Origin of the sequence: Acidocella sp. MX-AZ03, assembly GCF_027626035.1 — a bacterium.
Lineage (GTDB): Bacteria > Pseudomonadota > Alphaproteobacteria > Acetobacterales > Acetobacteraceae > Acidocella > Acidocella facilis.
Window position 1 is genome coordinate 3,068,339 of record NZ_CP110774.1, and the last position, 26,874, is coordinate 3,095,212.

A 26,874-nucleotide genomic window follows, 5' to 3' on the forward strand; every position below is an offset into this window, starting at 1 on the left:
CGTTCCAGGGGCGGGATCAATAAGCCCGGCTGTCACGCTCCGTTGCAAATTGCCGCGGACGCGCATTATCGGCAGAATTAGCTCTGTCATGAACAGCCCATGGAGACGCAGATGATCGGCCGCCGCCCCCTTCTCGCCGCCGCCGGTGCCGCCCTTGTCGCCCCTGCCGCCCTGGCCGGCACCACGCCCGAGCGCATCCCGCTCTGGCCAGGCACGCCGCCGGGCGGGGGAGGGCCGCAAGGGCCGGAGCGGGTCAACACCAAGGGCAGCGTGCGCGACATTCCCGCCCCCTATCTCACCCTCTACCGCCCGCAGAGCCCGAACGGCGCGGCCGTGCTGGTGGCCGGCGGTGGCGGCTACCGCCATATCGAGATGGGCACGGAGGCCGACCCGGCCGCGCTTTGGCTGAACGCACGCGGCATCACCGCCTTCACCCTGGCCTACCGGATGCCGGGCGAGGGCTGGGCAGCCGGCGCGCAGGCGCCGTTTCAAGATGCGCAACGCGCCATTCGCCTCATCCGCGCCCGCGCCAAAAACGATGGGCTGGATGCGCAAAGGCTCGGCGTGCTGGGCTTCTCCGCCGGCGGGCATCTGATGGGGCTGGCGGCGGACTGGTCGGATTTTCGTTCTTACGCGCCGGTGGACGGGGCGGATTTTCTCTCCGCCCGGCCGGACAATGCAGCACTCGCCTATCCCATCATCACGCTGGAGGCGCCTTATCAGCATACCTCCACCGCGAAAATCCTGGTCGGCCAGGATGCGGATACACAGGCCCGGGCGGAATGGTCGGTGCAGACGCATCTGCGCCCCGGCGCCCCGCCTTTCTTCCTGGTGCAGGCCAAGGACGACCCGATTTCCAACCCCGCCAACACCATCATCATGGCGCAGGCCTGCAGGCGCGCCGGCGTGCAGGTGGATTTTCACCAGCTCCCCAGCGGCGGCCATGGCTTTGCCATGGGCCGCCCCGGCACGCCGACAATGGATTGGCCGGGCTGGTATGAAAACTGGCTGCGCGCCCAGGGCATGCTGGTCAGCTAGAGCAACGTCCGATCAAACGGACTCGTTTGATCGGATAAAGTTGCTCGCTCGAACAAAAAGCTAGAGCGTATTCCCTGCACCAACGTGAACGGAATACGCTCTAGCAGGCAAAAAAGAGGGCGTTCACAATGTGAACGCCCCAATGGCTTTGCCAAGTTTAACGCGATCCCCGGGAGAGGCGCCCAAGAGCGCCGCCCGGCCATGAAGCCATCCGGATGTCCAGATCGAGATGGAGCCACGCGGGCAGAGTAGCAGATCGCCGGCACGAGTCAATGAGAATAGTTATCATTATCATCAAGCGATGATTCGGCCGTCTTTTCTCAGCTGGAGATGCCGCTCAACCGGCAATCCTTGGCGGCAAGCTGGCCCTGAAAGGCGCTCCAGGTCTGGGTCGCGCCAAAAAGCGGCAGCCCGACATAGCCGCGCAGCCGCAGCTCGCCCTGCCGGTCCAGCGTCAGCTTGATCTGATAGACCGAGCCGTTGCGAGGGTTGGTGATATGGCCATACCAGGCGCGGCTGCCATCATCCTGGCGGCGCGCATTGGCGTCAGCCTGTAGAATGACCAGCCCGCATTGGCTCTGGCCGGCCCAATCGGTAGGGGTGGGCTCGGTCTGGTTGAGCACCATGCCCTCGATGGCGCCGCATAATTTATCGCCGCAGGGGGAGATTTGAATGACCGCGTCATGGCTGGCGGTGACCCAGCTTCCTACGGGGCCAGGCGTTGCCGCGCGGGCCGGGAGGACGGAGAGTCCAAGGCAGAGCACAAGCACGGTTGCTATGCCCGCCCAGGAGAGCAGGGCCGCGAAACGTTCGCTCGACATCACGAAATTCCTTGGGTTGCAGAGCCTTCCCGTCGCCGCGGGCGCGGCCAGGCGAGGCGGTCTGGAAGGGCTGGTTTACGGCACCGCCAGGCCGTGGGCGGTTGTGCGAGAGCAACATGACCCTGACGGGAATCATTCAGGGACATAAAGTTGCTCGCCACAACAAACAGTGAGAGCGCGCTGACCGTTTACGGTCAGGCTGAAAGCGCTCTAGCCGGAAATATCGCTCTGGCCAGCATTATTCGCATAATCGACAGCACCCGGCGCGGTACCGAACTGAACCGGCACCCGGCCATTCTCAGCGCTGCGCCCATGAAGCTGGCTGGCCTGCGGGGGCGGGGCAATACGTACCAGATGGCGCGGGGCGCTGGGGCGGATATCGCCAGGGCGGGCCTGGGCGGCGAAGGGAGCCAGAGAAACAGCCAGCAACGCGGCGGCCGCGAAACGAGACATACGAGGCATGATACACTCTTTTTCTGAAATGAAATTCTGGGAGCAAGGCCCGGAGCGTGCGGCAGGGCGCCGCCGCTTCGGTATTTCGAGCCATTGCATCTGGGAGATGAGAGGGGCCGCTATCCAGGCGGTTCGGCTTTCGCCGGTCTGATCCGCAAGGCGGCCGTTGATCTCACAGGGGCGGATTAGCCGCCGGTGCTGTCGGACGCGGCGCCGCCGACATGGCGCAGGGCAACCGGGGTCTGCTTGCCGGCGAAACCACCCTGGGCGGCCTGGTTCGCCTGCGGATTATACTGGGCGACGCTGGTGTTCACCTGGAAATTGCCGGGTGCGGCGATCGCGGCGACAGGGGCCAGGGAGGCGGCCAGCAGGGCGGCGGAAGCGATTTGAGAGATGCGGTTCATGATACACTCCTGAATTGAGCTGGATGTCTAAAGGGGGGCGCTTTGCGGCGGATTGAGCCGGGCCTGGCTTAGCCAGCCGTGCTGTCAGAGATCGGGCCGCCAACCTGGCGATCGGCGACCGGCATGCGGTGGTTGCCGGCATTGGTCTGGAAGGCCGGGATATTCTGGTTGGACTGCTGATTATAAGAGGCAACGCTGGTGGCCTGACGGTAGGACTGCGCGTTGGCGGCGATCGGGGCCAGGGAAGCGGCGATCAGAGCGGCGGAGGCGAAAGCGGTGAAACGAGACATGAGAAGATTTCCTTTTCAGTTCGGCGGGGCAGGTCGCCCTTTCGATGAGCCTGATTTAGATGGACGTACGTACGCTTGCAAGGCAAATTAGAACGGACGTACGTAAACTCAGTCATGTGTTTTTTGCATGCAAATCTAATAGTCATGCGATAATCGCAATCGAGTGCAGCTTTCTCTTGGTTTTTGTGCTTTTTTCTTGCGCTTTAAGACGTACGAACGTACTTAATGAGCATCATGTTCTGCAATAGATGCGATCAAACCCATGGCTAGACCCTCAAACCGCGAAAAAATCCTCACTGAAGGCCTCCGCGTCGTTCATGAGCGGGGCTTTTCCGGGGCCTCGGTGCGCGACATTGCCAGTGCCGCCAGCGTCCCGCTGGGCTCCTTCACCAATCATTTCCCCTCAAAGGAGATGTTCGGGCTGGAAATTCTGGAGCGCTATCATGAGCGCGTGCAGGAGGTGATCGGCAAGACCTTCCATGACCGCTCCCGTCCGGTGCGCGAGCGTGTAGCGTCTTACTTCGACCATGTGATCGAAAACCTCACCGCCAGCAACATGCGGGGCGGCTGCCTGGTCGGCAATTTCTGCGCCGAAGTGGCGGACCAGTCCGAGGTGCTGCGGCTGCGTCTGGCGAAAATTTTCCAGGATATCCGCGATGCGCTGGCGCAGGCGCTGGAGGAAGGTGTCGCCTCCGGCGAGCTGGCGCCGGATCTGGATTGCCTGGATACGGCCGGCTTCATCTATAGCTCCCTGCAGGGCGCGATCCTGATCGCGCGGGTGGTGCAGAACCCCAGCCCGATCGAGCGCTGCCGCCGCCAGATCCTGCAGAAGGTGCTGAAATAACGGCACAAGCGCGGCCGGCTCCGGCCTGCGGAAATCGCACGGGGACTGCAAAATTCCCGTATGCGCGGCGCGGGAATTTCTCTATTGCTCGCCCATGCTGACCGACAAAGACAATCTGCTGCGCCGGCTGCATGCGTTGCGCAGCGAGCACCGGGACCTCGATACCGTCATCACGCGGATTACCGACCTAGGTCCGGTGGATCAGCTGCATCTGCAAAGATTGAAGAAGCGGAAACTCGGTTTGAAAGATGAGATTTCCCGGCTGGAAAGCCGGTTGATCCCGGACCGCACGGCATGAGCCAGCCTCTGGTCGGGATTATCATGGGCAGCCGTTCGGACTGGCCGGTGATGGAACATGCCGCGCACATGCTTGAAAAGCTTGGCGTGCCCTATGAGGCCAAGGTGGTTTCTGCGCATCGGACCCCGCATCGGCTGGTCGAGTATGCCGGCAGCGCGCAGGCGCGCGGGCTGAAGATCATCATCGCCGGGGCGGGCGGGGCGGCGCATCTGCCGGGCATGGCGGCCTCGATGACCAATCTGCCGGTGCTGGGCGTGCCCGTGGCCGTCACCGCGCTGAACGGGCAGGATGCGCTGCTCTCCATCGTGCAGATGCCAGGCGGGATTCCCGTCGGCACGCTGGCGATCGGCAAGCCCGGCGCGATCAATGCCGGGATTTTGGCGGCCTCGATTCTGGCGCTCTCCGACCCGGACTTGGCGGCCCGCGTCGCAGCGCTGCGATCCGAGCAGACGGAAAGCGTGCCGGAGGACCCGGTCTGATGCTGCCGCCCGGATCGGTGATCGGCATGATCGGCGGTGGCCAGCTTGGGCGGATGTCCGCCCAGGCGGCGGCGCGGCTGGGGTTTCTCGTGCATGTGTTCTCGCCCGAGCCGGACGGCCCGGCGGCGCAGGTGGCGGCGCGCACCATAATCGCCGCGTACGATGATCTCGAAGCGCTACGATCCTTCGCCGAGGCGGTGGATGTGATCACCTTCGAATTCGAAAACCTGCCCGCCGCCTCGCTGGCGCTGCTGGAGAGCCTGAAGCCGGTGCGGCCGGGGGCGAAAATCCTTGCCATCAGCCAGGACAGGCTGCTGGAGAAGCAATTCCTCAACGATGCCGGCATCGCCACCGCGCCCTGGGCGAAGGTGGAGAGCCTGGCGGAGTTGGAGGCGGCGGTAGCCGAACTCGGCCTGCCGGCGGTGCTGAAAACCACCCGGCTGGGCTATGACGGCAAGGGCCAGGCCATGCTGCGCGCCCCGGAAGATCTGGCGCCCGCCTTCGAAAACCTGGCGCCGAAGCCGCTGGTTCTGGAAGGCTTCGTGGATTTCGCCGCCGAGATCTCGGTGATGGTGGCGCGCGGGGTGGACGGCACCATCGTCTGTTTTGACGCGGTGGAGAACCGCCACAAGCATCATATTCTCGACCTCACCATCGCCCCGGCGCCCTTCGGGCCGGAGATTCTGGAGGAGGCGCAAAACATCGCCCGGCTGATCGCCGAGACGCTGGCGCTGGTCGGGCTGCTAGGGTGGAGATGTTCGTCACCGCAACCGGCGCGCTGGTGGTGAATGAGATCGCCCCGCGACCGCATAATTCCGGCCATTGGACGATGGATGCCTGCCCCTGCGGGCAGTTCGAGATGCATATCCGCGCCGTGGCGGGCCTGCCGCTGCCGCCGGCAGTGCGGCATTCGGACGCGGTGATGAAAAACCTGATCGGCCCGGAGGACATGGCGCTGTGGCCGCGCGTGCTGGCGACGCCGGGGCTGATCCCGCATCATTACGGCAAGACCGAAGCCCGCCCCGGCCGCAAGATGGCGCATTTCAATCGCCTCTTCCCCAAAGGCGCGTTGCCGGGCGAATTTGGCATCGAAGATGCCCTGGCTCTGGCGGAAAAATCGTAAAAGTTTTTGGTGCCGCTTTTTTCAAAAAGCGGCGAAAAACGTCTGGGGTGGCGGCAACGACATTGCCACCACCCCTGAAACTTTCGCTCAGTAATCCTTGCTCTGGCGCATCCGCTTGATGTCCCCGCGGCGCGATTTCGCATCCAGCCGCCGGGTTTTCGAGGCCTTGGTGGGCTTGGTGGCGCGCCGTGCCTTCGGGATGATGGCGGCCTCCTGGATCAGCGCGAACAGCTTCTCGCGCGCCTCCTCGCGGTTGCGCAGCTGGGAGCGATGCTCTTCGGACTCGATCAGGATATGCCCGCTCAGCGTCAGGCGCTTGCCGGCGAGGCGGGCGAGGCGGGCTTTGACATGGCCGGGCAGGGTGGTGTTGCCGACGAGGTCGAAGCGCAGCTGCACCGCGGTCGAGACCTTGTTGACGTTCTGTCCGCCAGGTCCGGAGGCCGGGGTAAAAAATTCCTCCAGATCAGCATCGCTGATCTGGAGGTGATCTGTAACCGGTATCAGCATCGGAGCCTCTCAATCAACGGCCCCGGCGCGAAATCAGGCGGCCTTGGCTTCTTTCTTCGCCGTGGCGCGCTCGAGGCGGCGCTTCAGCGCCAGGCCTTCGGTGGTCAGCTTCGCGTCGGAATGGGCGAGCAGAAAGGCGTCCAGGCCACCATTATGCTCGATCGTGCGGATCGCGCGGGTGGACAGGCGCAGGCGAACAGCACCGAGCGTATCGGAGAGCAGCGTGGTGACCTGCAGGTTGGGCAGGAACCGGCGGCGGCTCTTATTGTTCGCGTGGCTGACGTTATTGCCAGCTTGCACGGTCTTTCCGGTCAGGTCGCAACGGCGGGCCATGATACTTTTCCTCAATAAAACGCAAAGCGGGCTGGCAGGGGCCAGCCCGGAAATTCGGGGCGGCTTATGGCGCAAGCGGGGGCATCGTCAAGCGGGTTCGCGCAAGGCTGGCCGTTGATTCAGCGCGGGGCTTGAATCTTTATGCCTCGCCGGCGTGATCCTTGCCCGCGGTGCCGCGCATCTCGCCGGACTCGACGCTCTCGATGGCGTTTTCCAGGATCTGCACCACCACCGCATCCGGCAGCACGCGGGTCAGCAGCCCCATGGCGCCGCCCAGCAGGGCGGAGGCGATGGCCAACTCCGAGATATCCTTGCCGACCATATACTCAATCGCTTTGTCCACGACGGAACCGGCGTGGCTGAGCTCTTGTTCGGGCGGGGCTTGTCGATCGTCGGTCATGGTCATCCGTTCAAAAATTTCCGGCTCTCTTATCTGGTGGCAGCCCGTGCCGCCACCAAGGGGAGGTTTATTCCGCGAGGCTCGGGGCGGTTTTTTCCGCCGGCGTGGCATTTTCGTCGTCCATCACCGCCTGTGCCGCCCACATCGCGGCATAGAGCCCGCCGGCGGCCAGCAGCGCCGCATGGGTGCCGCGCTCGGCCACCACGCCTTGTTGCAGCACCAGGATCTCGTCCGAGTCGGTCACGGTGGAGAGGCGATGCGCGATGACCAGCGTGGTGCGGTGCTGCGCCACGGAGCGCAGGGCGGCGGAGATGCCCTGCTCGGTCGCGGTATCCAGCGCGCTGGTGGCCTCGTCCAGGATCAGGATGCGGGGGTTTTTCAGGATGGTGCGGGCGATGGCGACGCGCTGCTTCTCGCCGCCGGAGAGTTTCAGCCCGCGCTCGCCCACCTTGGTCTCGTAGCCCTGCGGCAGCGAGATGATGAAATCATGGATCTGGGCGAGCCGCGCCGCCTCCTCCACCTCGGCGCGCGAGCAGCCGGGGCGGCCATAGGCGATGTTGTAATAGATGCTGTCATTGAACAGCACCGTATCCTGCGGCACCACGCCGATGGCGGCGCGCAGATCATGCTGCTTGATCGCCCGCACATCCTGGCCATCCACCAGCACCCGCCCGCCAGTGGCGTCATAGAAGCGGAAAAGCAGGCGCGAGATGGTGGATTTGCCCGAGCCGGTGGGGCCGACAATGGCGATCTTCTGGCCCGGGGCGGCGGTGAAGCTGACGCCTTTCAGAATTTGCCGGTCCGGGTTGTAGGCGAAGCGCACATCCTCGAAGCGGATTTCGGCAGGCGCGCCCTGGGGGGGATGGGGGCGGCGTCAGGGGCGTCCTTCACCTCCTGATCGACGTTCAAAAGCCGGAACATCTGCTCCATGTCCACCAGCCCCTGATTGAGGGTGAGGTAGGAGAAGCCGAGGAAGTTGAGCGGCACGTAGAGCTGCAGCAGATAGGTGTTGACCAGCACGAAGCTGCCCACACTCATCGTGTGATGCGCCACGCCGAAAGCGGCCATCACCATCATCGCGCCCAGCGCCAGCGAGATGATCACCGCCTGGCCGATATTCAGCATGTTCAGCGAAACCTGCGATTTCACCGAGGCTTTTTCAAACCGGGCCAGGCTGTCATCGAACCGCGCCGCCTCATGCGCCTCATTGCCGAAATATTTCACCGTCTCGAAATTCAGCAGGCTGTCGATGGCCTTGGTCTGCGCCTCGTTATCGGTCTCGTTCATCGTGCGGCGGAATTTGGTGCGCCAGGTGGTGAAGGAGAGGGTGAAGAAGATATAGAGCCCGATGGCGCAGAAGGCGATGGCCGCATACCAGGCATTGAACAGATGCCAGAGCATGAAGGTGGTGAGCAGCAGCTCGATCAGCGTCGGCACCAGGTTGAAGGCGGCCAGGCGCAGCACCGACTGGATGCCCAGCGTGCCGCGCAGGATGATGTTGGAGAGCCCGCCTGTCTGCCGGTCCATGTGAAAGCGCATCGAGAGCGCGTGCAGATGCTCGAAGGTGCGCCGGGCGACGACGCGCGAGGCGCGCATCTGCACCCCCGCGAACAGCGCGTCACGCAGCTCGCCAAAGGCCGCACTGGCGATGCGCACCGCGACATAGCCGCCAATCATCGCCAGCGGCACCGCGATGGCGCTATCCAGATGGGTCAGACGGTCGACCAGATGGCCATAGACCACCGGCACATAGACCGTGCCGATCTTCGCCAGCAGCAAGCAGGCGGCGGCGAAGACGAGCTTCACCCGCAACCCGGTCTCGCCCTGCGGCCAGAGATAGGGAAACAGCGAGAGGATGGTTTTCAGCGAGCCTTTGGCGGTCTTGGCGGTCGCATTGGGTGCCAGATGGGGGTTGGCACGGGCGCGGGATCGGGTCATGAGCCTGCACATGGCATCTGACTCGCAAATTGCAAAGCTTTTAGGTGATATCCGCTCCTGCCACTCAGCCATGCTGCCGGGGAGAGGCTGGTGCTGCGCGGCGGGGCGCAGAGCTTTGGCTTTGTGAAACCGGCGCTGGCGGAACAGCTGCGCGGCATCGAACCCGCCATTGAAATTTCATCCGGGGCGGTGACGCTGCCGCCGGGGCTGCTGCCCCGGCTGAACGAGCTGGCGCGCGCCGTCGGCATCCCCACCCGGGCCGAGGATTTCGATGTGCGGGCCGCGCCGGAGGGGGCGGTGCTGGGCGTGCTGGACCGTGGGGCGCTGCCCAGCTTCGGGGTGATCGGGTCGGGGTGCATCTGAACGGGCTGGTGCGCCGTGCCGACGGGCCGCATCTCTGGGTGGCCAGGCGCGCGGCGAACAAGAAACTGGACCCGGGCAAGCTGGACCATCTGGTCGCCGGCGGCGTGCCGGCCGGGCTGTCGCCGTTCGAGACGTTGCTGAAGGAGGCCGAGGAAGAGGCCGGGCTGGAGGAAACGCTGGCGGCGCAGGCGGTGGAGGTGGCGCGGTTTCGCTATGACATGGAGCGCCCGGAAGGGCTGCGGCGGGATTTCCTCTATGCCTACGACCTGGAGCTGCCCGAGGATTTCATCCCGCGCGCCCTGGATGGCGAGGTAGAGAGCTTCGCGCTCTGGCCGTTGGAACAGGTGCGCGAGACGCTGCTGACCAGCGATGCCTTCAAATTCAACGTGGTGCTGGTGCTGACCGACCTGCTGCTGCGCCAGGGGCTGTTCGCGCCAGGCGAGGCGCAGAGGCTGCGCGCCGCCCTCGCCATGCCGGCCAACAGTTAAGGTTTCTGAATGGCCATTTCCAGCTGCGTTTCTGCTTACTGAATGTTAACCTGACGCCAAGAAACTCTCCGAGGAGGATTTCATGGACATTCAGCTGATTTACGAGGGCAGTACGTCTCTGGCGCCGTCCGGGTTCGACTCGGCGATGCAGTATGCCGCCAATCAGCTGGATGCGCTGATCACCAATAATGTCACCGTCAGCATCGATATCGGCTGGGACAGCAGCGGCCAGGTCCTGGGGGTGGCAACGCCCAATCTCAGCAGCAACGGAATTTACAGCTATGCCAGCGTGGTGGCGGCGCTGCGCGCCCACGCGCAGACCGCCACGCAGATTGCCGCTGTCGATGCCTTGCCGGGCACGGATCCGACCCATGGCGCCGGGCTTTACCTGACCATGGCGCAGGCGCAGGCGCTGGGCCTTGCCGATACCGCCTTGTCCCGCGAATTTTCCGGGATCGATGGCAGCGCCACCTTCGGCACTGGCGGCGGGGTGCTGAGCTTCGGCACGGCGGCCGTGGCGGGGAGGTCAGCTTTATCGGCACCGCCGAGCATGAGCTGACACATGCGCTGGGGCGGATCGATTTCAACGATGGCGCGAATTACGCCCTCATGGATCTCTACGCCTATGCCTCGGCCGGCACGCTGCAGAGCACGCCCGACGCGCCGACCTTCTTTTCCCTGGATGGCGGCAAGACCAGCCTCGCCAGCTTCGATACCACCAGCGACAACAGCGACTGGGCGGATCTGCCGCAATATCGCAATGATGCCTTCGGGGCCTATGCCTATCCCGGTTACGCGACCAGCATCACCACGCTGGATACCACGCTGATGAGCGTGCTGGGCTTCGACATTGCCTGTTTCTGCCCCGGCACGATGATCGAAACCCCGCTTGGCGACAGGAAGGTCGAGACGCTGCGCATCGGCGACGAGGTCTGGACGCCAAATGGCCCGGCGCGGATCAAATGGATCGGCAAGAGCGCGTATGAGGGGCGCTTCCTGGCGCAGAATCCGTTGATGCTGCCGGTGATTTTCCTGCCGGGATCGCTGGGGGAGGGGATGCCGCGTTGCGCGATGCGGGTCTCGCCCGGGCATGGGATTTTCCTGCATGGCGTGCTGGTGCCGGCCTGGCGGCTGGTGAACGGGGTGAACGTGTTGCAGACGCCTTGCGAGGCGAAGGTGGAATATCGGCATATCCAGCTGGAGCGGCATGATTTGCTGCGCGCGGATGGGGCGCTGAGCGAGAGCTATCTCAACGGCACGCCGCGCAGCTGGTTCCAGAATGCGGCGGAATATGCGGCACTCTACCCGTGCGAGGCGGACGAGCCCTATGAGAGCTGCGTGCCGCGCCATGATGATGGCTGGGTGCTGGAGGCGGTTCGGGACTGGGTGAACCGGCGCGCCGGCCTGGCTGGCGGGATGGCGGAGGGGGCGATGCAGGGCGTGCTGGATGAGGCCGGGCCGGCGCTTTGCCGCGGCTGGGCCTGGTGCCCGCAAACCCCGGAGCTGCCGGTGGAGCTGCTGGTGCTGGCCGGTGGCACGGTGCTGGCGCGGGTGGTGGCGAACAGTTACCGGCAGGATTTACGCGCGGCGGGGATCGGCAAGGGGGTTTACGGGTTTTCGGTGGCGTTGCCGGACGGGGTGAGCGGCGCGATCAGCGTGCGGCGGGCAAGTGACGGCGCGCTGTTGGGCGGCGATGCGCAAAGCCGCGCAGCGGCCTGAAAGTTTTTGGGGGTGTGGGGACTTTTTTCAAAAAGTCCCCACAAACGTCTGGGGTTTTGACGACTGCGTTGCATACGCCCCCGCGTTTTCGCCGCTTTTTTGAAAAAAAGCGGCCCCTCCGGCGGCATTCCACCGCTGCTTCGCAGCGGCGGAACCTTGGCCGCCTCCGCCCAAAAACTTTTCAGCTTTCGTCCGGTGCCGGTTCCGCCGGGTGCAGCCGTTTCGCCCGCAGCCGCCGGATGCGCCTGGCATCCGCATCCAGCACCAGAAACTCCACGCCCGACGGGTGCATGATCAACTCGCCCCGCGCCGGCACCCGTTCTGCCAGATTGAACACCAGCCCGCCAACGGTTTCGATATCCGCGTCGCGCTCATCCTCCGACAGGATCGGGCCGATCTTTTCCTCGAACTCCTCCACCGGCAGGCGGGCATTGAGGTCGAAGGCGCCATCGGCGCGCTCGGTCAGCATCGGGCCCTCGATCTCGTCATGCTCGTCCGAAATATCGCCGACGATGGTCTCGACCAGATCCTCAATCGTCACCAGCCCGTCAATGCCGCCATATTCATCCACCACCAGGGCCAGATGGATATGGGTCAGGCGCATCTGCAGCAGCAGATCCAGCACCGGCACTTGCGGCGCCACCATCAGCGGCTTGCGCAGAATCTTCTCCAGTGCGAATTCCGCCGGCGCGCCGGTGAAGCCGAACACATCCTTGATATGCACCATGCCGGCGACATCATCGAGATGGTCGCGATAAACCGGCAGGCGCGAATGACCCTCCTTGCGGATCAGCGCCAACGCCTCATCCAGGGAGAGATCCGCCTTCATCGCCACGATATCCGGGCGCGGCACCATCACATCATCGGCGGTGATGTCGCGCAGCCGCAGCACATTGCCGATCAGCGCGCGTTCCTGGGCGTTGAGGTCGAGGGATTCGCTCTCCCCCTCCTTGTCCTCGGTGCTGGTCTCCTGCTGGAGCATCAGCTCGGCGATCGATTCGCGCACCGATTGCTCGGGGCTGCGCAGCTTGCCCAATAATCGGCTCAGCGCGTTGCTCATCGGTTTTTCCAGGGGTTGGGCTCGCCAAGCCGGGCCAGGATGCGGGTTTCCTCCGCCTCCATCTCCCGCGCTTCGCCGGGATGGTGATGGTCATAGCCCTGCAGATGCAGCGCCCCATGCACGATCAGATGGCTCAGATGCGTGCCGATGCTCTTGCCCTCGCGCTGGGCCTCCTTGGCCACCACGCCAAAGGCCAGCAATATTTCCGGCGGCGCTTCATAGGTGAGCACATTGGTGGGCTTGTTCTTGCCGCGGTCGCGGTAGTTCAAGGCCTTCACCGTGCGGTCATCGGTCAGCGCCACGCTGGCGGCGCAGCCTGTGGCGGCCAATGCGCGGGACACCCGGCGCAAGGCGTCCGGCACAAAGGCGCGCCAGCGCCGGTCCGTAACCACGATCTCAACACCCCCGAGGGGGCTGGTACTTCCAGGGTCGTCCATTTGCCTAATGTCTGTTGCAAACGAGGCGCAATTGGTCAACCGCAGGTCGGTTAACCCTGACGCTCGCGCGAATACTCCTTCACCGCCTTGTAGCGCTGGTCATAGGCATCGACGATGCGCGCCACCAGCGGATGGCGGACCACATCGGCGTTGGAGAAGCGGGTGACGCCGATGCCCTGGATGCCTTCCAGCGTCTCCAGCGCATCCGCCAGGCCCGAGCGGGTGTTGGGCGGCAGGTCGATCTGCGAGAGATCCCCGGTGATGACCATGCGCGTGCCCTCGCCCATGCGGGTGAGGAACATCTTCATCTGCACAGCGGTGGTGTTCTGCGCCTCATCCAAAATCACGAAGGAATGTGCCAAAGTGCGGCCGCGCATGAAAGCCAGCGGGGCGATTTCGATTTCACCGGTCGCCATGCGCCTTGTCAGCTGATCGCCGGGCAGCAGATCGTTCAGCGCGTCGTAGAGCGGGCGCAGATAGGGGTCGACCTTCTCTTTCATGTCGCCGGGCAAGAAGCCCAGACGCTCGCCGGCCTCCACCGCCGGGCGGGAGAGCACGATGCGGTCCACCTTGCCGGAGGTCAGCATCGCCACCGCCTGTGCGACCGCCAGATAGGTCTTGCCGGTGCCGGCGGGGCCGAGGCCGAAGACCATCTCATGGCGGGCCAGCGTATCGATATATTCCGCCTGGCCCTGGCTGCGCGGGCCGATTGGGCCCTTGCGAGTGCGGATCGCCGGCAGGTCAGAGAGCGGCAGGCGCGGCTCGTTCGCCGGGTCGGTCATGCGCAACACCCCATCCACCTGCGGGCCGTCGATCGTCTCCCCCTGTTCCAGCTTGCCGTAGAGCGTGCTCAGCGCCGCCTCCGCCGCCGCCACCTGCGCCGCCGTGCCCGAAACCGAGATCCTGTTGCCCCGGCAGGCCAGGCGCACGCCCAGCTTCTGTTCGATCCGGGCCAAATGGCGGTCATGATCTCCGAGCAGCATCGACAAAAGCACGTTATTGCCGAAGGTCATGGTGATGGTGCGCGGCGGCACCAGGGAAGGGCGGGGCTGGCTGGTGATGATCTGGCTCAAGCGGCGATGGTCTCCTGTTCCAAAAGAGTGCCTAAGAGAGAGTTAGGGTTGGCATGGTGGATTTTCACCATGCGCACCTGCCCGGTGAGGTCTTGCCCATGCTCGACGACCACCGGCTGCAGCCAGAGGGAGCGCCCGGCGATCTGCCCGGGATAGCGCCCCTTGCCGGTGAACAGCACGGGCGTTTCCAGCCCCACCGTCGCGGCGTTGAAATCATCCTGCTGGCGGCGCAGCAGGGCCTGCAGCGCCTGCAGCCGCGCATCCTTCACCGCCGTCTCCACCTGCGGCAGCCCGGCCGCCGGGGTGCCGGGGCGAGGCGAGTAGGTGAAGGAATAGGCCAAGGCGAAGCCGGTTTCGCGGATCAGCGCCATCGTCGCCTCGAAATCCGCGTCGGTTTCGCCGGGATGGCCGACGATGAAATCCGAGGAGAACGCCATATCCGGGCGGATGTCCTTCAGCTTGGCGACGATGCGGCGGAATTCATCGGCCTTGTGCTTGCGGTTCATTGCCCGGAGGATCTTATCCGAGCCCGATTGCACCGGCAGATGCAGGAAGGGCATCAGCTTTGCATTGTCCCGGTGCGCCAGGATCAGCTCATCGGCCATGTCGTTCGGGTGGGAGGTGGTGTAGCGGATGCGCTCCAGCCCTTCGATCTCCGAGAGGGTCTGCATCAGCCGGGTGAGGGACCAGATTTTCCCATCCGGCCCTTCGCCGTGATAGGCATTCACATTCTGCCCGAGCAGCGCCAGCTCCTTCGCCCCCTTGGCCACCATGCGCTTGGCTTCGGCGATGACGCTGACGACGGGCCGCGAGGCTTCCGCCCCGCGCGTATAGGGCACCACGCAGAAGGAGCAGAATTTATCGCAGCCCTCCTGGATGGAGAGGAAGGAGACCACGCCTTGCGGGGCGGCATCATCCGGCAGGAAGTCGAATTTCTGCTCCACCGGGAAATCGGTATCGATCACCGTGCCGGTTTTGCGATGCGCCTGGGCGATCAGCTCCGGCAGCCGGTGATAGGCTTGCGGGCCGACCACCAGATCCACGAACGGGGCGCGCTTGGCCAGCACCTCACCCTCCGCCTGGGCCACGCAGCCGGTGACGGCGATCATCATCTCGCCGTCCTTGGCCTCTTTCATCACCCGCCAGCGGCCGAGCTGGGAGAAGACTTTCTCCTCCGCCCGCTCGCGGATATGGCAGGTATTGAGGATGAGCATGTCCGCCCCTTCCGGCGCGTCCACGCTCTCATAGCCGAGCGGGCGCAGCAGGTCGGTCATCCGCGCGCTGTCATAGACATTCATCTGGCAGCCGTGCGTCACGACATGCAGCTTGCGAGGGGGGCGTTGGGTACTCATGCGCTCAAATCCATCCGGTTCGTCCGGATGGAGAAACGCGGGGTGGGCTTGCAGGTCAAGCGCAAAGCCTGAGAATCCTCCTGAGCATGAGGCTATTCGGCTATGCGAGGGCGCGTCGTGTCAAGAAAATTCGGGTGAAGGTTGGAAGACGTCGTGGCTCAGGCCCGGTGCGGGCGCAGCCCCAGATCGCTGAAAAAGCGCAAAAGATAGCCGTCAGGGTCGGCAATCACGAATTGCCGGTTGCCGGCCTCCTGCTCGTCCTGGCGGTACCATTTATCCTCAAGTGGAATGGGCATCTCCAGCCCGGCGGCAAGAACGGATTGGTAAAGCTGATCCACGTCAGGGATCTCGATCTGTAGATTGATGCCCCGTCCGAAGGGCCGCGCCATCGGCGCATCGGAGAAACGCCGGCCTGAGCCGCCGATTTCCTCCAGCATCAGATGCGCGCCATCGCGGGTGAGATAGGCAAACCCCTCCTCGGGACGGCCATAAAGCAGGGTGAAGCCGAGCGGCCCGAGATAGATGCGCAGCGAGGCGGTGAGGTCGCTGACCTCAAGTTCCGGCACCAGAGCCGGCCAGACAATATCCTCAGCCCCGCCCGCCATCGGTCAGGCCGGTTCGGGGGCTTTAATATCCACCATGAATTCGGCGGTCAGCCGCTCCAGCGCCGCGCTCACCGCCTCGGCGGTAACGCCCTGGGGCAGGCCCAGCCGCACGGTGGCGTGGAACATCTCCGCGCCGGTGAAGGGCGCGCTTTCGATATGGGAGGAGAAATCCTCGATATTCACGCCCAGGCCCCGCAAGGTCTCGGTGACGTCACGCACGATGCCGGGGCGGTCATTGCCGGTGAGGGCGAAGGTGACCTGCTCGGTCGGCGGGGCGGTTTCGGTGCCGGCGAGCACGGTGACGTTCAGCCCCTCGGCTTTCAGCCCGGCGAGGCTGGCTTCCAGCCCGGCCACCTGCTCATCGGCCAGGCGCACCAGCACGATGCCGGCGAACTGCCCGGCCAGATGCGCCAGCCGGCTATCCAGCCAGCTGCCCCCTGCGGCGGCAATGCGCGCCGAGAGGGCGTTGACGAGGCCCGGCCGGTCGGGACCGGCCAGGCTGACAACCAGCGAGGCCACCGGTCAGCGCTGGTTGCGCTGGCCGAAGAGCTGCAGCAGGAACATGAACAGGTTGATGAAGTTCAGGTAGAGCTGCAGGGCGTCATAGACGGAGCGCTTGCCCGCCATCTCCGCGCCATAGGCGCCGCCGAAGCGCAGATAATCGGTCTTGATGCGCTGCGTGTCATAGGCGGTGAGGCCCAGGAAGATGAACACGCCCAGGATCGACACCGCGAAGGCGATGGCCGGGGAATGCAGGAAGATATTCACCAGCGAGGCGACGATGATGCCGATCAGCCCCATGAACATGAAGCTGCCCAGGCTGGTGAGGTCCCGCCCGGTGACATAGCCATAGAGGCTGGTGGCGGCGAACATCGAGGCGGTGATGAAGAACACTTCCGCGATCGAGGTCTGGGTATAGACCATGAAGATATTCACCATCGAGGCGCCCATGGCGGCGCAGAACACCCAGAACAGAGCCTGGGCGCCGGTGGTGGAAAGCTTGTTCACCCCGAAGCTGAGCACCATCACGAACACCAGCGGCGCGAAGATGGCGGCATAGGCGAGGATGGTCGGGTGGATCGCCATGCCGGTGGCGGTTTGCACCGGCTGGTAGAACAGGTTGAGCAGCGAGGTATGAGCGATGGCGAACGCGATCAGCCCGGTCAGCACCAGGCCGGACGCCATCCAGTTATACACGCGCAGCATATAGGCGCGCAGTCCCGCATCCAGCGCGGCGCTGCCGTAGCCGGCATAGCCAGCCTGCACAGTGCGGTAGGATTGATTCGGGTTGAAGGCCATGAGGTTGTTTACTCCTGAAATGTGCCGCCTTGAGGGGCACTTTCTTATGATCAGCCCGATTCACCGGCTTTTCAAGTAAAATGGGGGCGAAAAACGCCCCCATTTTCGCTACGAACTGTAAATCAACCGGCCGTTTTTGGCCGTAGCGTGCGGGTTAGCGCCGCCACCAGCCGGTTTTCTTGGCAGCCGGGGCCTCCGTGGCGCCGACCAGGATCGGCTTCACCACCGGCTCGGCCGCGATTTCCGTGGCCTCCGGCACCGCCGTGACCTCGACCGGCGCGGCCTCGATGGCCTCCACTGGAACAGCGATTTCAGCCGGGGCCGCGTCCTTGGCGCCGTCCTTGGCAGCCGGCTTGCGCTTGCGCGGTGCGCGCTTGGGCTTGGCCGGGGCGGCTTCCAGCTCCGCCACGGCGGCCACCTCCACGGGGGTGGCTTCGATTGCCTCGGCCGGGCGGCTTCGGGCTCCGCCTTGGCGCCGTCCTTGGCAGCGGGCTTGCGCTTGCGCGGGGCGCGCTTGGGCTTGGCCGGGGCCGCATCCGGCGCGGCTTCGGCGGCGAGGATCACCGCCGCTTCCGGCGCTGCCTCGATCGCGGTTTCGGCCAGCTCGGCTTCGGCCGGGCCCATGGCCTCGGCGTCGCGGAAGGCGGCTTCCAGGGCCAGATCCAGCTCGGTTGGCGGTGCATCCTCGGCGCTCTCGTCGCCGGTCTCGGCATCGCCCTCGCTCTCGGCGGCGGCGTCCGTGCCGTTGCCCTGGCCGTTTTCACCACGGCGGCGGCCACGCCGGCGGCGGCGGCGCTTGCGCTCGCCACGCTCGGCCGATGCAGCCTCGGCGGCTTCGGTGGTCTCGGCCTCTTCCAGCTCGGCATCCGCCTCATCGGCTTCCGCCGCGGCGGCTTCCAGCACGCGCTCGATCTTCATCGGGGCCGGGGCCGGGGCGGCGCGGTGTGCGCCCTGGTCCGCTCCAGGCGGAAATTGGTGCCGGTCAGCCGTGCATCCGCCTCGAAGATCACCCGCATCGAATAGCGTTCCTCGATCGCCGAGAGCCGCTCGCGCTTATGGTTGAACAGATAGAAGGCGATTTCCGGCGGCAGATAGACACAGATTTCGGCGGATTTGAACTTGGCACCCTCATCCTCGATGGCGCGCAGAATATGCAGCGCGGCACTCTCCGGGCTGCGCACATGGCCCATGCCGGCGCAATGCGGGCAGGTGATCAGCGAGGCCTCGGTGAGCGACGGGCGCAGCCGCTGGCGCGACATTTCCATCAGCCCGAAATGGCTGATGCTGCCCACCTGGATGCGCGCGCGGTCATGCTTCAACGCGTCCTTGAGCTTGCGCTCGACGGCGGCATTGTTGCGCCGGCTTTCCATGTCGATGAAATCGATCACGATCAGCCCGGCCAGGTCGCGCATGCGCAGCTGCTTGGCGACCTCTTCCGCGGCCTCCATATTGGTGCGCAGGGCGGTGTCCTCGATTGAGCGCTCGCGGGTGGAGCGGCCGGAGTTCACGTCGATGGCGACCAGGGCTTCTGTCTGGTTGATGACGATGTAACCGCCCGAGCGCAGCTGCACCACCGGGTTCAGCATCGCATCCAGCTGCGCCTCGACCTGGTGCTTGGCGAAGAGCGGCTGGCCTTCCTGCCAGAGCTGCACCTTGCGGGCATTGGCTGGCATCAACATGCGCATGAAGTCCCGCGCCGCCTTGAAGCCGTCCACGCCGTCCACCAGAATATCCTCGACATCCTTGGTATAGACATCGCGGATCGCCCGCTTGATCAGGCTGGCTTCCTCATAGATCAGCGCCGGGGCGGAGGATTCCAGCGTCTTGTCGCGGATATCGTCCCAGAGCCGCAGCAGATATTCGCAATCGCGCTTGATCTCGGGCTTCGGCCGGTTGGCGCCGGCGGTGCGCACGATCATGCCCATGCCGGGCGGGATATCCAGCTCCGCCATCGTCTCTTTCAGGCGGCGGCGGTCGGTCTGCGAGGTGATCTTGCGCGACACGCCCCCGCCGGTGGGCGAGTTGGGCATCAGCACCGAGAAGCGGCCGGCCAGCGAGAGATAGGTGGTCAGCGCCGCGCCCTTATTGCCGCGCTCTTCCTTGACCACCTGCACCAGCATGATCTGGCGGCGGTGGATCACGTCCTGGATCTTGTAATTGCGCAGGAAACGCTGGCGCAGACGGCGCTCGCGGGCTTCCGCCGCATCGTCGCCATCGCCGCCGATCTGCTCCGGGGCCGGGCCCTCGGGTTCGATCTGCTCAACGCTGTCGCTCTCACCGGCCTCGGCGGAAATCTCGGCCGGCATCGCCTCTTCGGCGCTGGCATCGGCGGGGGCTTCCGGGTCCGGGGCGATCTCGGCCTCGTCGGCGCCGCTCAGCGCGTCATGCGGCAGCGCGCTGCCCTCTTCCGGGGGCGGCGCGGCGTGGATCTCGATCGGCTTGATCTCAAGCGCCTTGGCGTCGGCGGCGGCCTCGTCCTCCGGCTCGTCCTCGTCCTCGGCGGCGGCTTCGGCCTGGAGGTCCAGCAGCTTCTGCCGGTCGGCGACGGGGATCTGGTAATAATCCGGGTGGATTTCGCCGAAGGCCAGGAAGCCATGGCGGTTGCCGCCATATTCGACGAAGGCGGCCTGCAGGCTCGGCTCGACCCGAATCACCTTGGCGAGGTAGATATTGCCCTTGATCTGCTTGCGGCTGACGGTCTCGACGTCGAAATCGTCGAGGCGGTTACCGTCCAGAACCACCACGCGGGTTTCTTCCGCGTGGCTGGCATCGATCAGCATTTTCTTTGACATTAAGGATAAAACTCCGGCGTGCGCCGAGCGGGGCGGCATGGATCTGCCGGCCCTGCGCGCTGGGCGCGAAATAGGGATGAAAGGAGGACGTGTAAAAACCAGAGGACACAACGCCGAACCGGGCTAAAGCCTTGAAGGAAAAAGGGGTCTCGGTCGTCAGAGCGGTCATCGGTTCCATAAACTCGCCGGCGCGTTGGCACCGGATTGCGACATTTTTTATTCTGGATGCGACGCTGGCGGCCAACCGGTCAGGGCCAAACGCCGCGCCGCACACATCCTGTAATCGTAGATGACCCAAAAAACCCGCCCCTGCAAGGGGTAGGGTTTGCCGCCGGGGTTGTCGGCCCCGGGCTTTGCCGCCAGACTTGCCATGGCTGCCGAAGGGAGGCGAGGTGGGGAAGATCGGTTGTGTGGCGATCGTGAAGAACGAGGCGCGCCATATCGCGGAGTGGCTGGCCTGGCAGTTCATCATCGGGTTTGACACTGTCATCCTGCTCGATAACGGCTCCACGGACGCCACCATCGCTATCGCCCAGGATTTTGCGCTGGGGCGCGACGTGCGGGTGGTGGCATGGTCCAGCACCGCCCCGGATTATCAGATGCGCGGCTATGAACATATCGCTCGCGCGATGGCGGAAGAGTTCGAATGGCTGGGTTTTTTCGACGCGGATGAGTTCCTGCGGCTGGATGACGGGCTGACGCTGAAAGGGCTGCTGGCGGCGCGGCCGGAGGCGGCGGTGGCGCTGCCCTGGGCGATTTTCGGCTCCAACGGGCATGATGAGTTTCCCGACGGGTTGCTGGTGGAGCGCTTTACCCGCCGGGCGGCGCTGGGGTTTGGCCCCAACCATCATGTGAAATCGATCATCCGCCCGGCACAGATGGAAAACTGCCTCAACCCGCACGCCTTCGCGATGCGGGGCGAGTATGTCGATCTGCTCGGGCGGCCGATTATCTGGGGCGGCGGGCCGGGGGTGCTGGCGGCCACGCCGGACCATCAGGGCGGCAGCCTCAACCATTATTTCGTCCGCTCCCGCGCCCATTGGCGCGAGAAGATGGCGCGCGGCTATCACGACCTCACCCGCCCGGAGGGCGAGTTCGAGGCGTATGACCGCAACGAGGTGCCCGATGAGCGGCTGGCGGCGCGGGCGGGCGAATTACGGGCGATGATGCCAAAGCCGGCGAAGCCACAAACGTTGCAGGCCCCGCCCGCGAGCGCCTATCGTTACCGCTTTGCCATTGCCGCCTGCGCCCGCTGGGAGACGCCTTACATCTCTGAATGGCTGACCTATCACCGTGCCATCGGCTTCGAGCACGTGTTCCTGTACTGCAATGACGATGAGCCGAGCGAGCTTTATGAAGAGATCCTGCCCTTCGTGCAGGGGCCGGCCCCGTTCGTAAGCTTCCGGTTTTTCCCTGAACAGGGAATGCACCGGAAGATGATGATGCATTTCGCCCGGCATGATAGCGGTGCCGCGCAATGGGTCAGTTTCCTCGATCTCGACGAGTTCATCAGCCTTCCGCCGGGCGAGGATCTGCCGGGCTTCCTCTCCCGGTTTGAGGAGCGCACTGATTGTTTGATGTTCAACTGGCTGCTTTTTGGCCCCAATGGCCAGACGACGCCGCCAAAGAGCGTGCTGCGCAGCCTCACCCGGCATCAGCCGCACCTGCACCCTTTTACCAAAATGCTGTTCCGCTCCTGCATTCTGGATCGTCCGGAATTATTCGAAACCATCGCTGACAATGGGTTTGTGCATCAGCTCTCGGATTGCGTGAATGTCGATATCCGGCCACTCAACGTATTGGGCGAGGATATGCGGCAATATTACCGGGATTTCCCCAATGCGGCGAACGCTTGGCTGCAACAGGATGGACGTGCCGAACGGATCATGCAGTCGGGCGCGATGATCCACCATTACGCGATCCGGACCGAGGATGCGTTTCGCCAGCGTGTCGCGCGCGGGTTGCGGGGAGATTTTCACGGCGAGCGGATCTGGGGCGAAATCGCGGATAAGCCCGACGAACTACAGGCCTTCCTGTCGCATATCAACGCCGTGGAGGAGCGCCGCTTGGCGCTGTTCTGGGAGCGGCTGGTCGCGCATGGCTGGGATAATATCGCCGAACTCGGCCCGGCAGTTGAGATGTTCGTGGCGATGCCGGATCACGAGCGGATCCGGCAGGCATTGGCGTCGGCGCGGGTGGTCATCGTCGAACCCGGCGTGCGCGCCTATTATGCCCTCACCGAACAATTCGCCGCCGAGATCGCCGAAGGCCGGCTGGTGGTGGAGAATTTTGCTCCGGCGGCGCGCGGCGGGGAGATTGCGATGCTCACCCCGGGCGGTGGCGGGCGGGCTTATCCCGTGGCGACGATCAGCTGGGATGAGCTGGTGGCCAAGCATGGCATGCCGACAAAGGTTTATCTTGGTGCCGAGCTGCCGGGATTTGGTCCGGCGCCGCGCTGAACGCGCCAAAATTGGTCAGGCCGGTATGGCCTTGCACCCGGCCGGGTCTTTGCGGCACAGTTTCACCGGGAAGGTGCAAAGAACAATGAAAGCAAGGAGTTGGTAATGCCGGACGCCAGAACATCCATTTCGGGCCTGTCAGTCGCCACGGTTCTGTATGATTTTGTGAATCAGGAGGCGCTGCCGGGTACGGGGCTGGAGCAGGAGGCCTTCTGGGCCGGGTTCGCCAAATTGCTGAAGCATTTCGCCACCACCAACGCGGTGCTGCTGGGCAAGCGCGACGAGATTCAGAAAAAGCTGGATGGCTGGTACCGCGCCCAAAAGGGCAAGCCGCACGACCAAGCCGCCTATGAGGCCTATCTGCGCGAGATCGGCTATCTGCTGCCCGAACCCGCCGCGTTTTCGGTGGAAACCTCGAAGGTGGATGACGAGATCGCGGTGATCGCCGGGCCGCAGCTGGTGGTGCCGGTCTCCAACGCCCGCTACGCGCTCAACGCCGCCAATGCCCGCTGGGGCAGCCTGTATGATGCGCTCTACGGCACCGATGCGCTGCCGGAGAGTGATGGCGCCACCCGCGGTAAGGGTTTCAACCCGGTGCGCGCGGATGCGGTGATCGCCCGTGCCCGCGCCTTCCTGGACGCGGCCTTCCCGCTGGAAGAGGGCAGCCATGCCGATGCGCTGGGCTACAAGGTTGAAGCGGGCAGGCTGGTGGTGCTGCTGCCCTCCGGCGATGTGGGCCTGAAAGACCCCGCCCAGTTCGCCGGCTATAATGGCGATGCCGCCTCCCCAGCGCGGTGCTGCTGAAGAATCATCATCTGCACGCCGAAATCGTCATCGACGCGACCCACACGATCGGCAAGAACGACACCGCCCATATCGCCGACATCATCCTGGAATCCGCGATCAGCACGATCATGGATGCCGAGGACAGCGTGGCGGCGGTGGATGCCGAGGACAAGGTGCTGGTCTATCGCAACTGGCTGGGGCTGATGCAGGGCACGCTCTCCGCCCCGGTGGAGAAGGGCGGCAAGGTTTTCGAGCGCAAGCTCAATCCGGACCGCACCTACACCGCGCCGGACGGCTCGACACTGAGCCTGCATGGCCGCTCGCTGCTGCTGGTGCGCAATGTCGGCCACCATATGCTGACGGACATGATCACCATCGATGGGCAGGAAGTGCCGGAGACGGTGATGGACGCCGTCATCACCTCGCTGATCGCCAAGCATGACCTCGCGGCGAAGCGCAATTCCCGTCAGGGTTCGGTCTATATCGTGAAGCCGAAAATGCACGGGCCGGAGGAGGCGGCGAATGCCAATGCGCTGTTCGGCGCGGTGGAGGAGCTGCTGCACATCCCCGCCAACACGCTGAAAATGGGCATCATGGATGAGGAGCGCCGGACCAGCGCCAATCTGAAAGCCTGCATCGCGGCGGCGAAGCATCGTGTGGTGTTCATCAATACCGGCTTCCTGGACCGCACCGGCGATGAGATCCACACCTCGATGGAGGCCGGCCCCTTCCTGCGCAAGAACGACATCAAGGCGCAGCCCTGGATCAAGTCCTACGAGGACCGGAACGTGGATTTCGGGCTGGAATGCGGGCTGCAGGGCAAGGCGCAGATCGGCAAGGGCATGTGGGCGGCACCTGACCAGATGGCGGCGATGCTGGAGCAGAAGATCGCGCATCCGAAAGCCGGCGCCAACACCGCCTGGGTGCCATCCCCTACCGCCGCCACGCTGCACGCCATGCATTACCACGACGTGGACGTGCTGGCCCGGCAGAACGAGCTGAAGAGCCGGCCGGCCGCGAAGCTCTCGGACCTGCTGACGGTGCCGCTGGCCCATGGCGTGAACTGGAGCCCCGAGGAGATCCAGCAGGAGCTGGATAATAATGCGCAAGGGCTGCTGGGCTATGTGGTACGCTGGATCGACCAGGGGTCGGCTGTTCCAAGGTGCCGGACATTCATGATGTCGGGCTGATGGAAGACCGCGCGACGCTGCGGATTTCCTCCCAGCATATCGCCAACTGGCTGCATCACGGCATCGTCTCCAAGGAGCAGGTGATGGAGACGCTGAAGCGCATGGCGCTGGTGGTGGATAAGCAGAATGCCGGCGATGCGGCCTATAAGCCGATGGCGCCTGGCTATGACGGCCCGGCCTTCAAGGCGGCGCTGGATCTGGTGTTCGAGGGGCTGAGCCAGCCCAACGGCTATACCGAGTTCATCCTGACCCGCCGCCGCCGCGAGGCGAAAGCGGCGTAACACGACGCGACCGATGACGGGCGGTCCTCAGGTCAGCCCGTTTACAATGACTGAGAGCATCAAGCTTTTAGCTTAATGCTCTCAGTTTTGTTTTAACGAGCAATTCAAGCGTTTATCTTGGCGCTGGCGCGTCAACCTAAACACATATTGTTCTAGCGGTTGAGTTCCGCCAGCGCCTGCGCGTGCAGCGCCGCATTGGCGCTGGCCAGCACTGAGCCGTCGCAGCCCAGCTTCAACGGCGCTCCGGCCCAATCCGTCACCACCCCGCCGGCGGCTTCGATCACCGGACCCAACGCCGCCCAATCCCAGGGTTTGAGGTCGTGCTCGGCGATCACGTCGATCTGCCCCAGCGCCAGCAGCCCGTAGGAATAGGCGTCCCCGCCCCAATAGATCCGCTTGGCGGCATGGCGCAGCTGGTTGAAGCGGCGCACCGCATTGTCCCCGGCGCCGGCGATCATCTCCGGCGAGGTGGCGGAAAGCTCGGCCTGCGCCAGGCTCACCGTCTGGCGGGTGCCGGGCACACCGCCGAGCGCGCTGGAGAACCCGGCCGGCACACCGCGCCCGCCCCACCAGCGCTCACGGGTGATCGGCTGGTCGATGAAACCCAGCACCGGCACCCCGTCCTCCAGCAGGCCCAGCAAGGTGGTGAAGCTGGTGCGCCCGGTGATGAAGGCGCGGGTGCCGTCGATCGGGTCGGTCACCCACACATATTTGGCCTGCGGTTATGCGCCGGAAACTCCTCGCCGATGATGCCGAAATCCGGCGTCGCTTCGGCCAGGGCGGCGCGCAGCACCTGCTCGGCCTTGCGGTCCGCGGCGGTGACGGGGCTTTCGTCGGATTTATCGTCGGCGCTCAGACCAATGCGGAAATAAGGGCGAATCACCGCCCGCTGGCATCGAGCGCCGCATTGGCAATCGCAATCAGCTCCTGCATGGATCAGGGCAGCTTGGCCGGGCTGGCCGCGTTCTGGTTCAGATAGGCAATCATATCCGCTCGCATCTGGTCGTTCTTGATGCCGGGATAGGCCATATGCGTGCCGGGTGCAAAGCTCATCGGGGCTTTCAGCCAGTCATCTAGCATGGCGGGCGTCCAGGGCTTGCCGGCATGGGGTTTCACCGCGTCCGAATAGGCAAAGCCCGGTGCGGAGAACGCCTTGGCGCCGACGATGCCGTACAGATCCGGCCCCACCCCGTTCGGCCCGCCGCTGGCGATGGCATGGCAGGCGGCGCATTGCTGGGCGAAGAGGGCCTTGCCCTTGGCCGGGTCCGCCTTGGCCAGCAGGCTGTTCAGATCCTCAGCCGGGGCAGAAGGCGTGGCGGCGGGGGTGGCGGCGGCCGGCGCGGCGGCGGCGCTGGCGGCTTTGATCTCAGCGGCGCTGGGCAGCGCCACCGGCTGCGCGGCCAGGGTGCGCAGATAAGCGATCACGTCCGCCCGCGTCTGGGTGCTGTGGATGCCGCTATAGGACATGCCGGTGCCGGGCGCGAAATCGTTCGGCGCGTACAGCCACTGGTTCATCTTGTCATAATCCCAGTCGCCCTTGGCCTTGCTCTTGACGGCGGCGGAATAGGTGAAGCCGGCATGGGCGAACATCGGCCCGCCGAGCACGCCATAAAGATTCGGCCCCACCCCATTGGCCCCGCCCGCTGTCAGCGTATGGCAGGCGGCGCATTGCTGGGCGACGAAAGCCTGGCCCTTGGCCACATCCGCGCTGGCCAACAGCGGCAGCACGCTCTCCGGCCCGCTGGGCGCTGGCGCGGTGGCCGGGGCGGCGCTGGGCAGGGCGGCCACCTGCAACGCCGCATGCTCTGGCGCCTCATCCGGGATGAGGACATGGGCGATCCGGTTCGCCCCCCACAGCACCAGCCCGGCGGTCAGCACGCCGGCGGCGATTTTATTGAAAAACAAACCATCCTTGCCCGAATTCTGCATGGTTTTCCCCAGGTTCGTGTTTTGGACTTCTAGTCTGGACGTTGTTGCCCCAGCACTCCCTGTCGCTTTGCCGTGGCGTATTGCCCTTAGGCGTAGAGGGAATTAGGCAGGGC

24 protein-coding genes and 5 pseudogenes are annotated in these 26,874 nt (G+C 64.7%); 11 read left to right on the forward strand and 18 right to left on the reverse strand.

The features are described 5' to 3' along the window. The first annotated feature begins 111 nt into the window (after window positions 1-111). Complete coding sequence (locus GT370_RS16930) at window positions 112-1,038, forward strand: alpha/beta hydrolase (protein WP_039885518.1); 927 nt, start codon at window positions 112-114, stop codon at window positions 1,036-1,038. A 320-nt stretch (window positions 1,039-1,358) separates the two neighbouring features. On the opposite strand, the gene GT370_RS16935 is transcribed toward GT370_RS16930, so the two are convergent. The 4 genes from GT370_RS16935 to GT370_RS16950 form a co-directional block, all read right to left on the reverse strand. Then, a complete protein-coding gene (locus GT370_RS16935; protein ID WP_008495040.1) occupies window positions 1,359-1,859 on the reverse strand; it encodes a DUF2147 domain-containing protein in 501 nt (166 codons plus the stop codon). A 210-nt stretch (window positions 1,860-2,069) separates the two neighbouring features. Beyond that, window positions 2,070-2,321 carry a hypothetical protein gene (locus tag GT370_RS16940; protein WP_144052803.1) on the reverse strand — a complete coding sequence of 84 codons (252 nt, stop codon included), beginning with the start codon at window positions 2,319-2,321 and terminating at the stop codon, window positions 2,070-2,072. A gap of 176 nt (window positions 2,322-2,497) precedes the next feature. Further along, window positions 2,498-2,716: a hypothetical protein gene (locus GT370_RS16945; protein ID WP_008495042.1), complete on the reverse strand. Its 219-nt coding sequence runs from the start codon at window positions 2,714-2,716 to the stop codon at window positions 2,498-2,500. 68 nt (window positions 2,717-2,784) lie between these two features. Further along, window positions 2,785-3,006 (reverse strand): hypothetical protein, encoded by a 222-nt coding sequence (locus GT370_RS16950; protein WP_008495043.1) that lies wholly within the window; start codon window positions 3,004-3,006, stop codon window positions 2,785-2,787. A gap of 262 nt (window positions 3,007-3,268) precedes the next feature. Here GT370_RS16950 and GT370_RS16955 point away from each other — a divergent pair, with 262 nt between their 5' ends. From GT370_RS16955 to GT370_RS16970, 4 genes and pseudogenes are all read left to right on the forward strand, one after another. Next, window positions 3,269-3,850: a TetR/AcrR family transcriptional regulator gene (locus GT370_RS16955; RefSeq protein WP_026439106.1), complete on the forward strand. Its 582-nt coding sequence runs from the start codon at window positions 3,269-3,271 to the stop codon at window positions 3,848-3,850. Between the two features lie 94 nt (window positions 3,851-3,944). Further along, the gene (locus GT370_RS16960) at window positions 3,945-4,148 is read left to right on the forward strand and encodes a YdcH family protein (protein WP_008495045.1); all 204 of its coding nucleotides are present in this window, start codon (window positions 3,945-3,947) and stop codon (window positions 4,146-4,148) included. Continuing rightward, window positions 4,145-4,627 (forward strand): 5-(carboxyamino)imidazole ribonucleotide mutase, encoded by a 483-nt coding sequence (gene purE, locus GT370_RS16965; RefSeq protein WP_008495046.1) that lies wholly within the window; start codon window positions 4,145-4,147, stop codon window positions 4,625-4,627. Before GT370_RS16960 ends, purE begins: the two co-directional genes overlap by 4 nt. After that, window positions 4,627-5,750: pseudogene (locus GT370_RS16970) on the forward strand (5-(carboxyamino)imidazole ribonucleotide synthase). The gene purE and the pseudogene GT370_RS16970 overlap by 1 nt, the downstream one beginning before the upstream one ends. 87 nt (window positions 5,751-5,837) lie before the next feature. Here the strand turns inward: GT370_RS16970 and arfB are convergent. The 4 genes and pseudogenes from arfB to GT370_RS16990 all read right to left on the reverse strand — a co-directional run bounded on the left by arfB (window position 5,838) and on the right by GT370_RS16990 (window position 8,928). Next, entirely contained in the window at window positions 5,838-6,257 is a 420-nt protein-coding gene (gene arfB / locus GT370_RS16975; RefSeq protein WP_008495048.1) for an alternative ribosome rescue aminoacyl-tRNA hydrolase ArfB, read from the reverse strand. Window positions 6,258-6,290: 33 nt separating this feature from the next. Then, on the reverse strand, window positions 6,291-6,590 hold the full coding sequence (gene rpmB, locus GT370_RS16980; protein WP_008495049.1) for a 50S ribosomal protein L28: 300 nt from the start codon (window positions 6,588-6,590) through the stop codon (window positions 6,291-6,293). A 139-nt stretch (window positions 6,591-6,729) separates the two neighbouring features. Continuing rightward, window positions 6,730-6,996, reverse strand: a complete 267-nt coding sequence (locus GT370_RS16985) for a hypothetical protein (RefSeq protein WP_008495050.1) — start codon at window positions 6,994-6,996, stop codon at window positions 6,730-6,732. A gap of 61 nt (window positions 6,997-7,057) precedes the next feature. After that, window positions 7,058-8,928, reverse strand: a pseudogene (locus tag GT370_RS16990) (ABCB family ABC transporter ATP-binding protein/permease). A 90-nt stretch (window positions 8,929-9,018) separates the two neighbouring features. Here GT370_RS16990 and GT370_RS16995 point away from each other — a divergent pair. The 4 genes from GT370_RS16995 to GT370_RS17010 all read left to right on the forward strand — a co-directional run bounded on the left by GT370_RS16995 (window position 9,019) and on the right by GT370_RS17010 (window position 11,498). After that, window positions 9,019-9,291, forward strand: coding sequence for a hypothetical protein (locus tag GT370_RS16995; protein WP_270183433.1), 273 nt, complete (start codon window positions 9,019-9,021; stop codon window positions 9,289-9,291). Next, entirely contained in the window at window positions 9,282-9,779 is a 498-nt protein-coding gene (locus GT370_RS17000; RefSeq protein ID WP_270183434.1) for an NUDIX hydrolase, read from the forward strand. Before GT370_RS16995 ends, GT370_RS17000 begins: the two co-directional genes overlap by 10 nt. A gap of 82 nt (window positions 9,780-9,861) precedes the next feature. Beyond that, entirely contained in the window at window positions 9,862-10,338 is a 477-nt protein-coding gene (locus GT370_RS17005; protein ID WP_270183435.1) for a hypothetical protein, read from the forward strand. 50 nt (window positions 10,339-10,388) lie between these two features. Next, on the forward strand, window positions 10,389-11,498 hold the full coding sequence (locus GT370_RS17010) for a Hint domain-containing protein (protein WP_270183436.1): 1,110 nt from the start codon (window positions 10,389-10,391) through the stop codon (window positions 11,496-11,498). A gap of 181 nt (window positions 11,499-11,679) precedes the next feature. Here the strand turns inward: GT370_RS17010 and GT370_RS17015 are convergent, their stop codons facing one another. The 8 genes and pseudogenes from GT370_RS17015 to GT370_RS17050 form a co-directional block, all read right to left on the reverse strand. Next, a complete protein-coding gene (locus GT370_RS17015) occupies window positions 11,680-12,558 on the reverse strand; it encodes a hemolysin family protein (RefSeq protein ID WP_008495055.1) in 879 nt (292 codons plus the stop codon). After that, window positions 12,555-12,995 carry an rRNA maturation RNase YbeY gene (ybeY, locus tag GT370_RS17020; protein WP_026439113.1) on the reverse strand — a complete coding sequence of 147 codons (441 nt, stop codon included), beginning with the start codon at window positions 12,993-12,995 and terminating at the stop codon, window positions 12,555-12,557. The genes GT370_RS17015 and ybeY overlap by 4 nt, the downstream gene beginning before the upstream one ends. Before the next feature lie 50 nt (window positions 12,996-13,045). Next, a complete protein-coding gene (locus tag GT370_RS17025; protein WP_008495057.1) occupies window positions 13,046-14,068 on the reverse strand; it encodes a PhoH family protein in 1,023 nt (340 codons plus the stop codon). After that, a complete protein-coding gene (miaB, locus tag GT370_RS17030) occupies window positions 14,065-15,420 on the reverse strand; it encodes a tRNA (N6-isopentenyl adenosine(37)-C2)-methylthiotransferase MiaB (RefSeq protein ID WP_039885389.1) in 1,356 nt (451 codons plus the stop codon). The genes GT370_RS17025 and miaB overlap by 4 nt, the downstream gene beginning before the upstream one ends. Before the next feature lie 158 nt (window positions 15,421-15,578). After that, entirely contained in the window at window positions 15,579-16,025 is a 447-nt protein-coding gene (locus GT370_RS17035; RefSeq protein WP_008495059.1) for a bleomycin resistance protein, read from the reverse strand. Between the two features lie 3 nt (window positions 16,026-16,028). Continuing rightward, window positions 16,029-16,544, reverse strand: coding sequence for a glycine cleavage system protein R (locus tag GT370_RS17040; RefSeq protein ID WP_008495060.1), 516 nt, complete (start codon window positions 16,542-16,544; stop codon window positions 16,029-16,031). Window positions 16,545-16,547: 3 nt separating this feature from the next. Further along, window positions 16,548-17,324: a Bax inhibitor-1/YccA family protein gene (locus tag GT370_RS17045; protein ID WP_008495063.1), complete on the reverse strand. Its 777-nt coding sequence runs from the start codon at window positions 17,322-17,324 to the stop codon at window positions 16,548-16,550. A gap of 720 nt (window positions 17,325-18,044) precedes the next feature. Continuing rightward, window positions 18,045-20,116, reverse strand: a pseudogene (locus GT370_RS17050) (ribonuclease E/G); the annotation flags it as partial. Window positions 20,117-20,508: 392 nt separating this feature from the next. On the opposite strand from GT370_RS17050, the gene GT370_RS17055 reads away from it, so the two are divergent. Further along, on the forward strand, window positions 20,509-22,575 hold the full coding sequence (locus tag GT370_RS17055; protein ID WP_168118440.1) for a glycosyltransferase family 2 protein: 2,067 nt from the start codon (window positions 20,509-20,511) through the stop codon (window positions 22,573-22,575). Between the two features lie 105 nt (window positions 22,576-22,680). Further along, window positions 22,681-24,832: pseudogene (locus GT370_RS17060) on the forward strand (malate synthase G). A gap of 152 nt (window positions 24,833-24,984) precedes the next feature. Here GT370_RS17060 and GT370_RS17065 read toward each other — a convergent pair. Further along, window positions 24,985-25,772: pseudogene (locus tag GT370_RS17065) on the reverse strand (inositol monophosphatase family protein). After that, entirely contained in the window at window positions 25,769-26,761 is a 993-nt protein-coding gene (locus GT370_RS17070; RefSeq protein ID WP_008495069.1) for a c-type cytochrome, read from the reverse strand. Before GT370_RS17070 ends, GT370_RS17065 begins: the two are co-directional and overlap by 4 nt. Between the last annotated feature and the right edge of the window lie 113 nt (window positions 26,762-26,874).

What these genes read in the sequence shown, in the direction of transcription:
- GT370_RS16930 (WP_039885518.1), top strand. Translation starts at nt 112, where the DNA reads ATGATCGGCCGCCGCCCCCTTCTCGCCGCCGCCGGTGCCGCCCTTGTC.
- GT370_RS16935 (WP_008495040.1), bottom strand. Translation starts at nt 1,859, where the DNA reads ATGTCGAGCGAACGTTTCGCGGCCCTGCTCTCCTGGGCGGGCATAGCA.
- GT370_RS16940 (WP_144052803.1), bottom strand. Translation starts at nt 2,321, where the DNA reads ATGCCTCGTATGTCTCGTTTCGCGGCCGCCGCGTTGCTGGCTGTTTCT.
- GT370_RS16945 (WP_008495042.1), bottom strand. Translation starts at nt 2,716, where the DNA reads ATGAACCGCATCTCTCAAATCGCTTCCGCCGCCCTGCTGGCCGCCTCC.
- GT370_RS16950 (WP_008495043.1), bottom strand. Translation starts at nt 3,006, where the DNA reads ATGTCTCGTTTCACCGCTTTCGCCTCCGCCGCTCTGATCGCCGCTTCC.
- GT370_RS16955 (WP_026439106.1), top strand. Translation starts at nt 3,269, where the DNA reads ATGGCTAGACCCTCAAACCGCGAAAAAATCCTCACTGAAGGCCTCCGC.
- GT370_RS16960 (WP_008495045.1), top strand. Translation starts at nt 3,945, where the DNA reads ATGCTGACCGACAAAGACAATCTGCTGCGCCGGCTGCATGCGTTGCGC.
- purE (WP_008495046.1), top strand. Translation starts at nt 4,145, where the DNA reads ATGAGCCAGCCTCTGGTCGGGATTATCATGGGCAGCCGTTCGGACTGG.
- arfB (WP_008495048.1), bottom strand. Translation starts at nt 6,257, where the DNA reads ATGCTGATACCGGTTACAGATCACCTCCAGATCAGCGATGCTGATCTG.
- rpmB (WP_008495049.1), bottom strand. Translation starts at nt 6,590, where the DNA reads ATGGCCCGCCGTTGCGACCTGACCGGAAAGACCGTGCAAGCTGGCAAT.
- GT370_RS16985 (WP_008495050.1), bottom strand. Translation starts at nt 6,996, where the DNA reads ATGACCATGACCGACGATCGACAAGCCCCGCCCGAACAAGAGCTCAGC.
- GT370_RS17005 (WP_270183435.1), top strand. Translation starts at nt 9,862, where the DNA reads ATGGACATTCAGCTGATTTACGAGGGCAGTACGTCTCTGGCGCCGTCC.
- GT370_RS17010 (WP_270183436.1), top strand. Translation starts at nt 10,389, where the DNA reads ATGGATCTCTACGCCTATGCCTCGGCCGGCACGCTGCAGAGCACGCCC.
- GT370_RS17015 (WP_008495055.1), bottom strand. Translation starts at nt 12,558, where the DNA reads ATGAGCAACGCGCTGAGCCGATTATTGGGCAAGCTGCGCAGCCCCGAG.
- ybeY (WP_026439113.1), bottom strand. Translation starts at nt 12,995, where the DNA reads ATGGACGACCCTGGAAGTACCAGCCCCCTCGGGGGTGTTGAGATCGTG.
- miaB (WP_039885389.1), bottom strand. Translation starts at nt 15,420, where the DNA reads ATGAGTACCCAACGCCCCCCTCGCAAGCTGCATGTCGTGACGCACGGC.
- GT370_RS17035 (WP_008495059.1), bottom strand. Translation starts at nt 16,025, where the DNA reads ATGGCGGGCGGGGCTGAGGATATTGTCTGGCCGGCTCTGGTGCCGGAA.
- GT370_RS17045 (WP_008495063.1), bottom strand. Translation starts at nt 17,324, where the DNA reads ATGGCCTTCAACCCGAATCAATCCTACCGCACTGTGCAGGCTGGCTAT.
- GT370_RS17070 (WP_008495069.1), bottom strand. Translation starts at nt 26,761, where the DNA reads ATGCAGAATTCGGGCAAGGATGGTTTGTTTTTCAATAAAATCGCCGCC.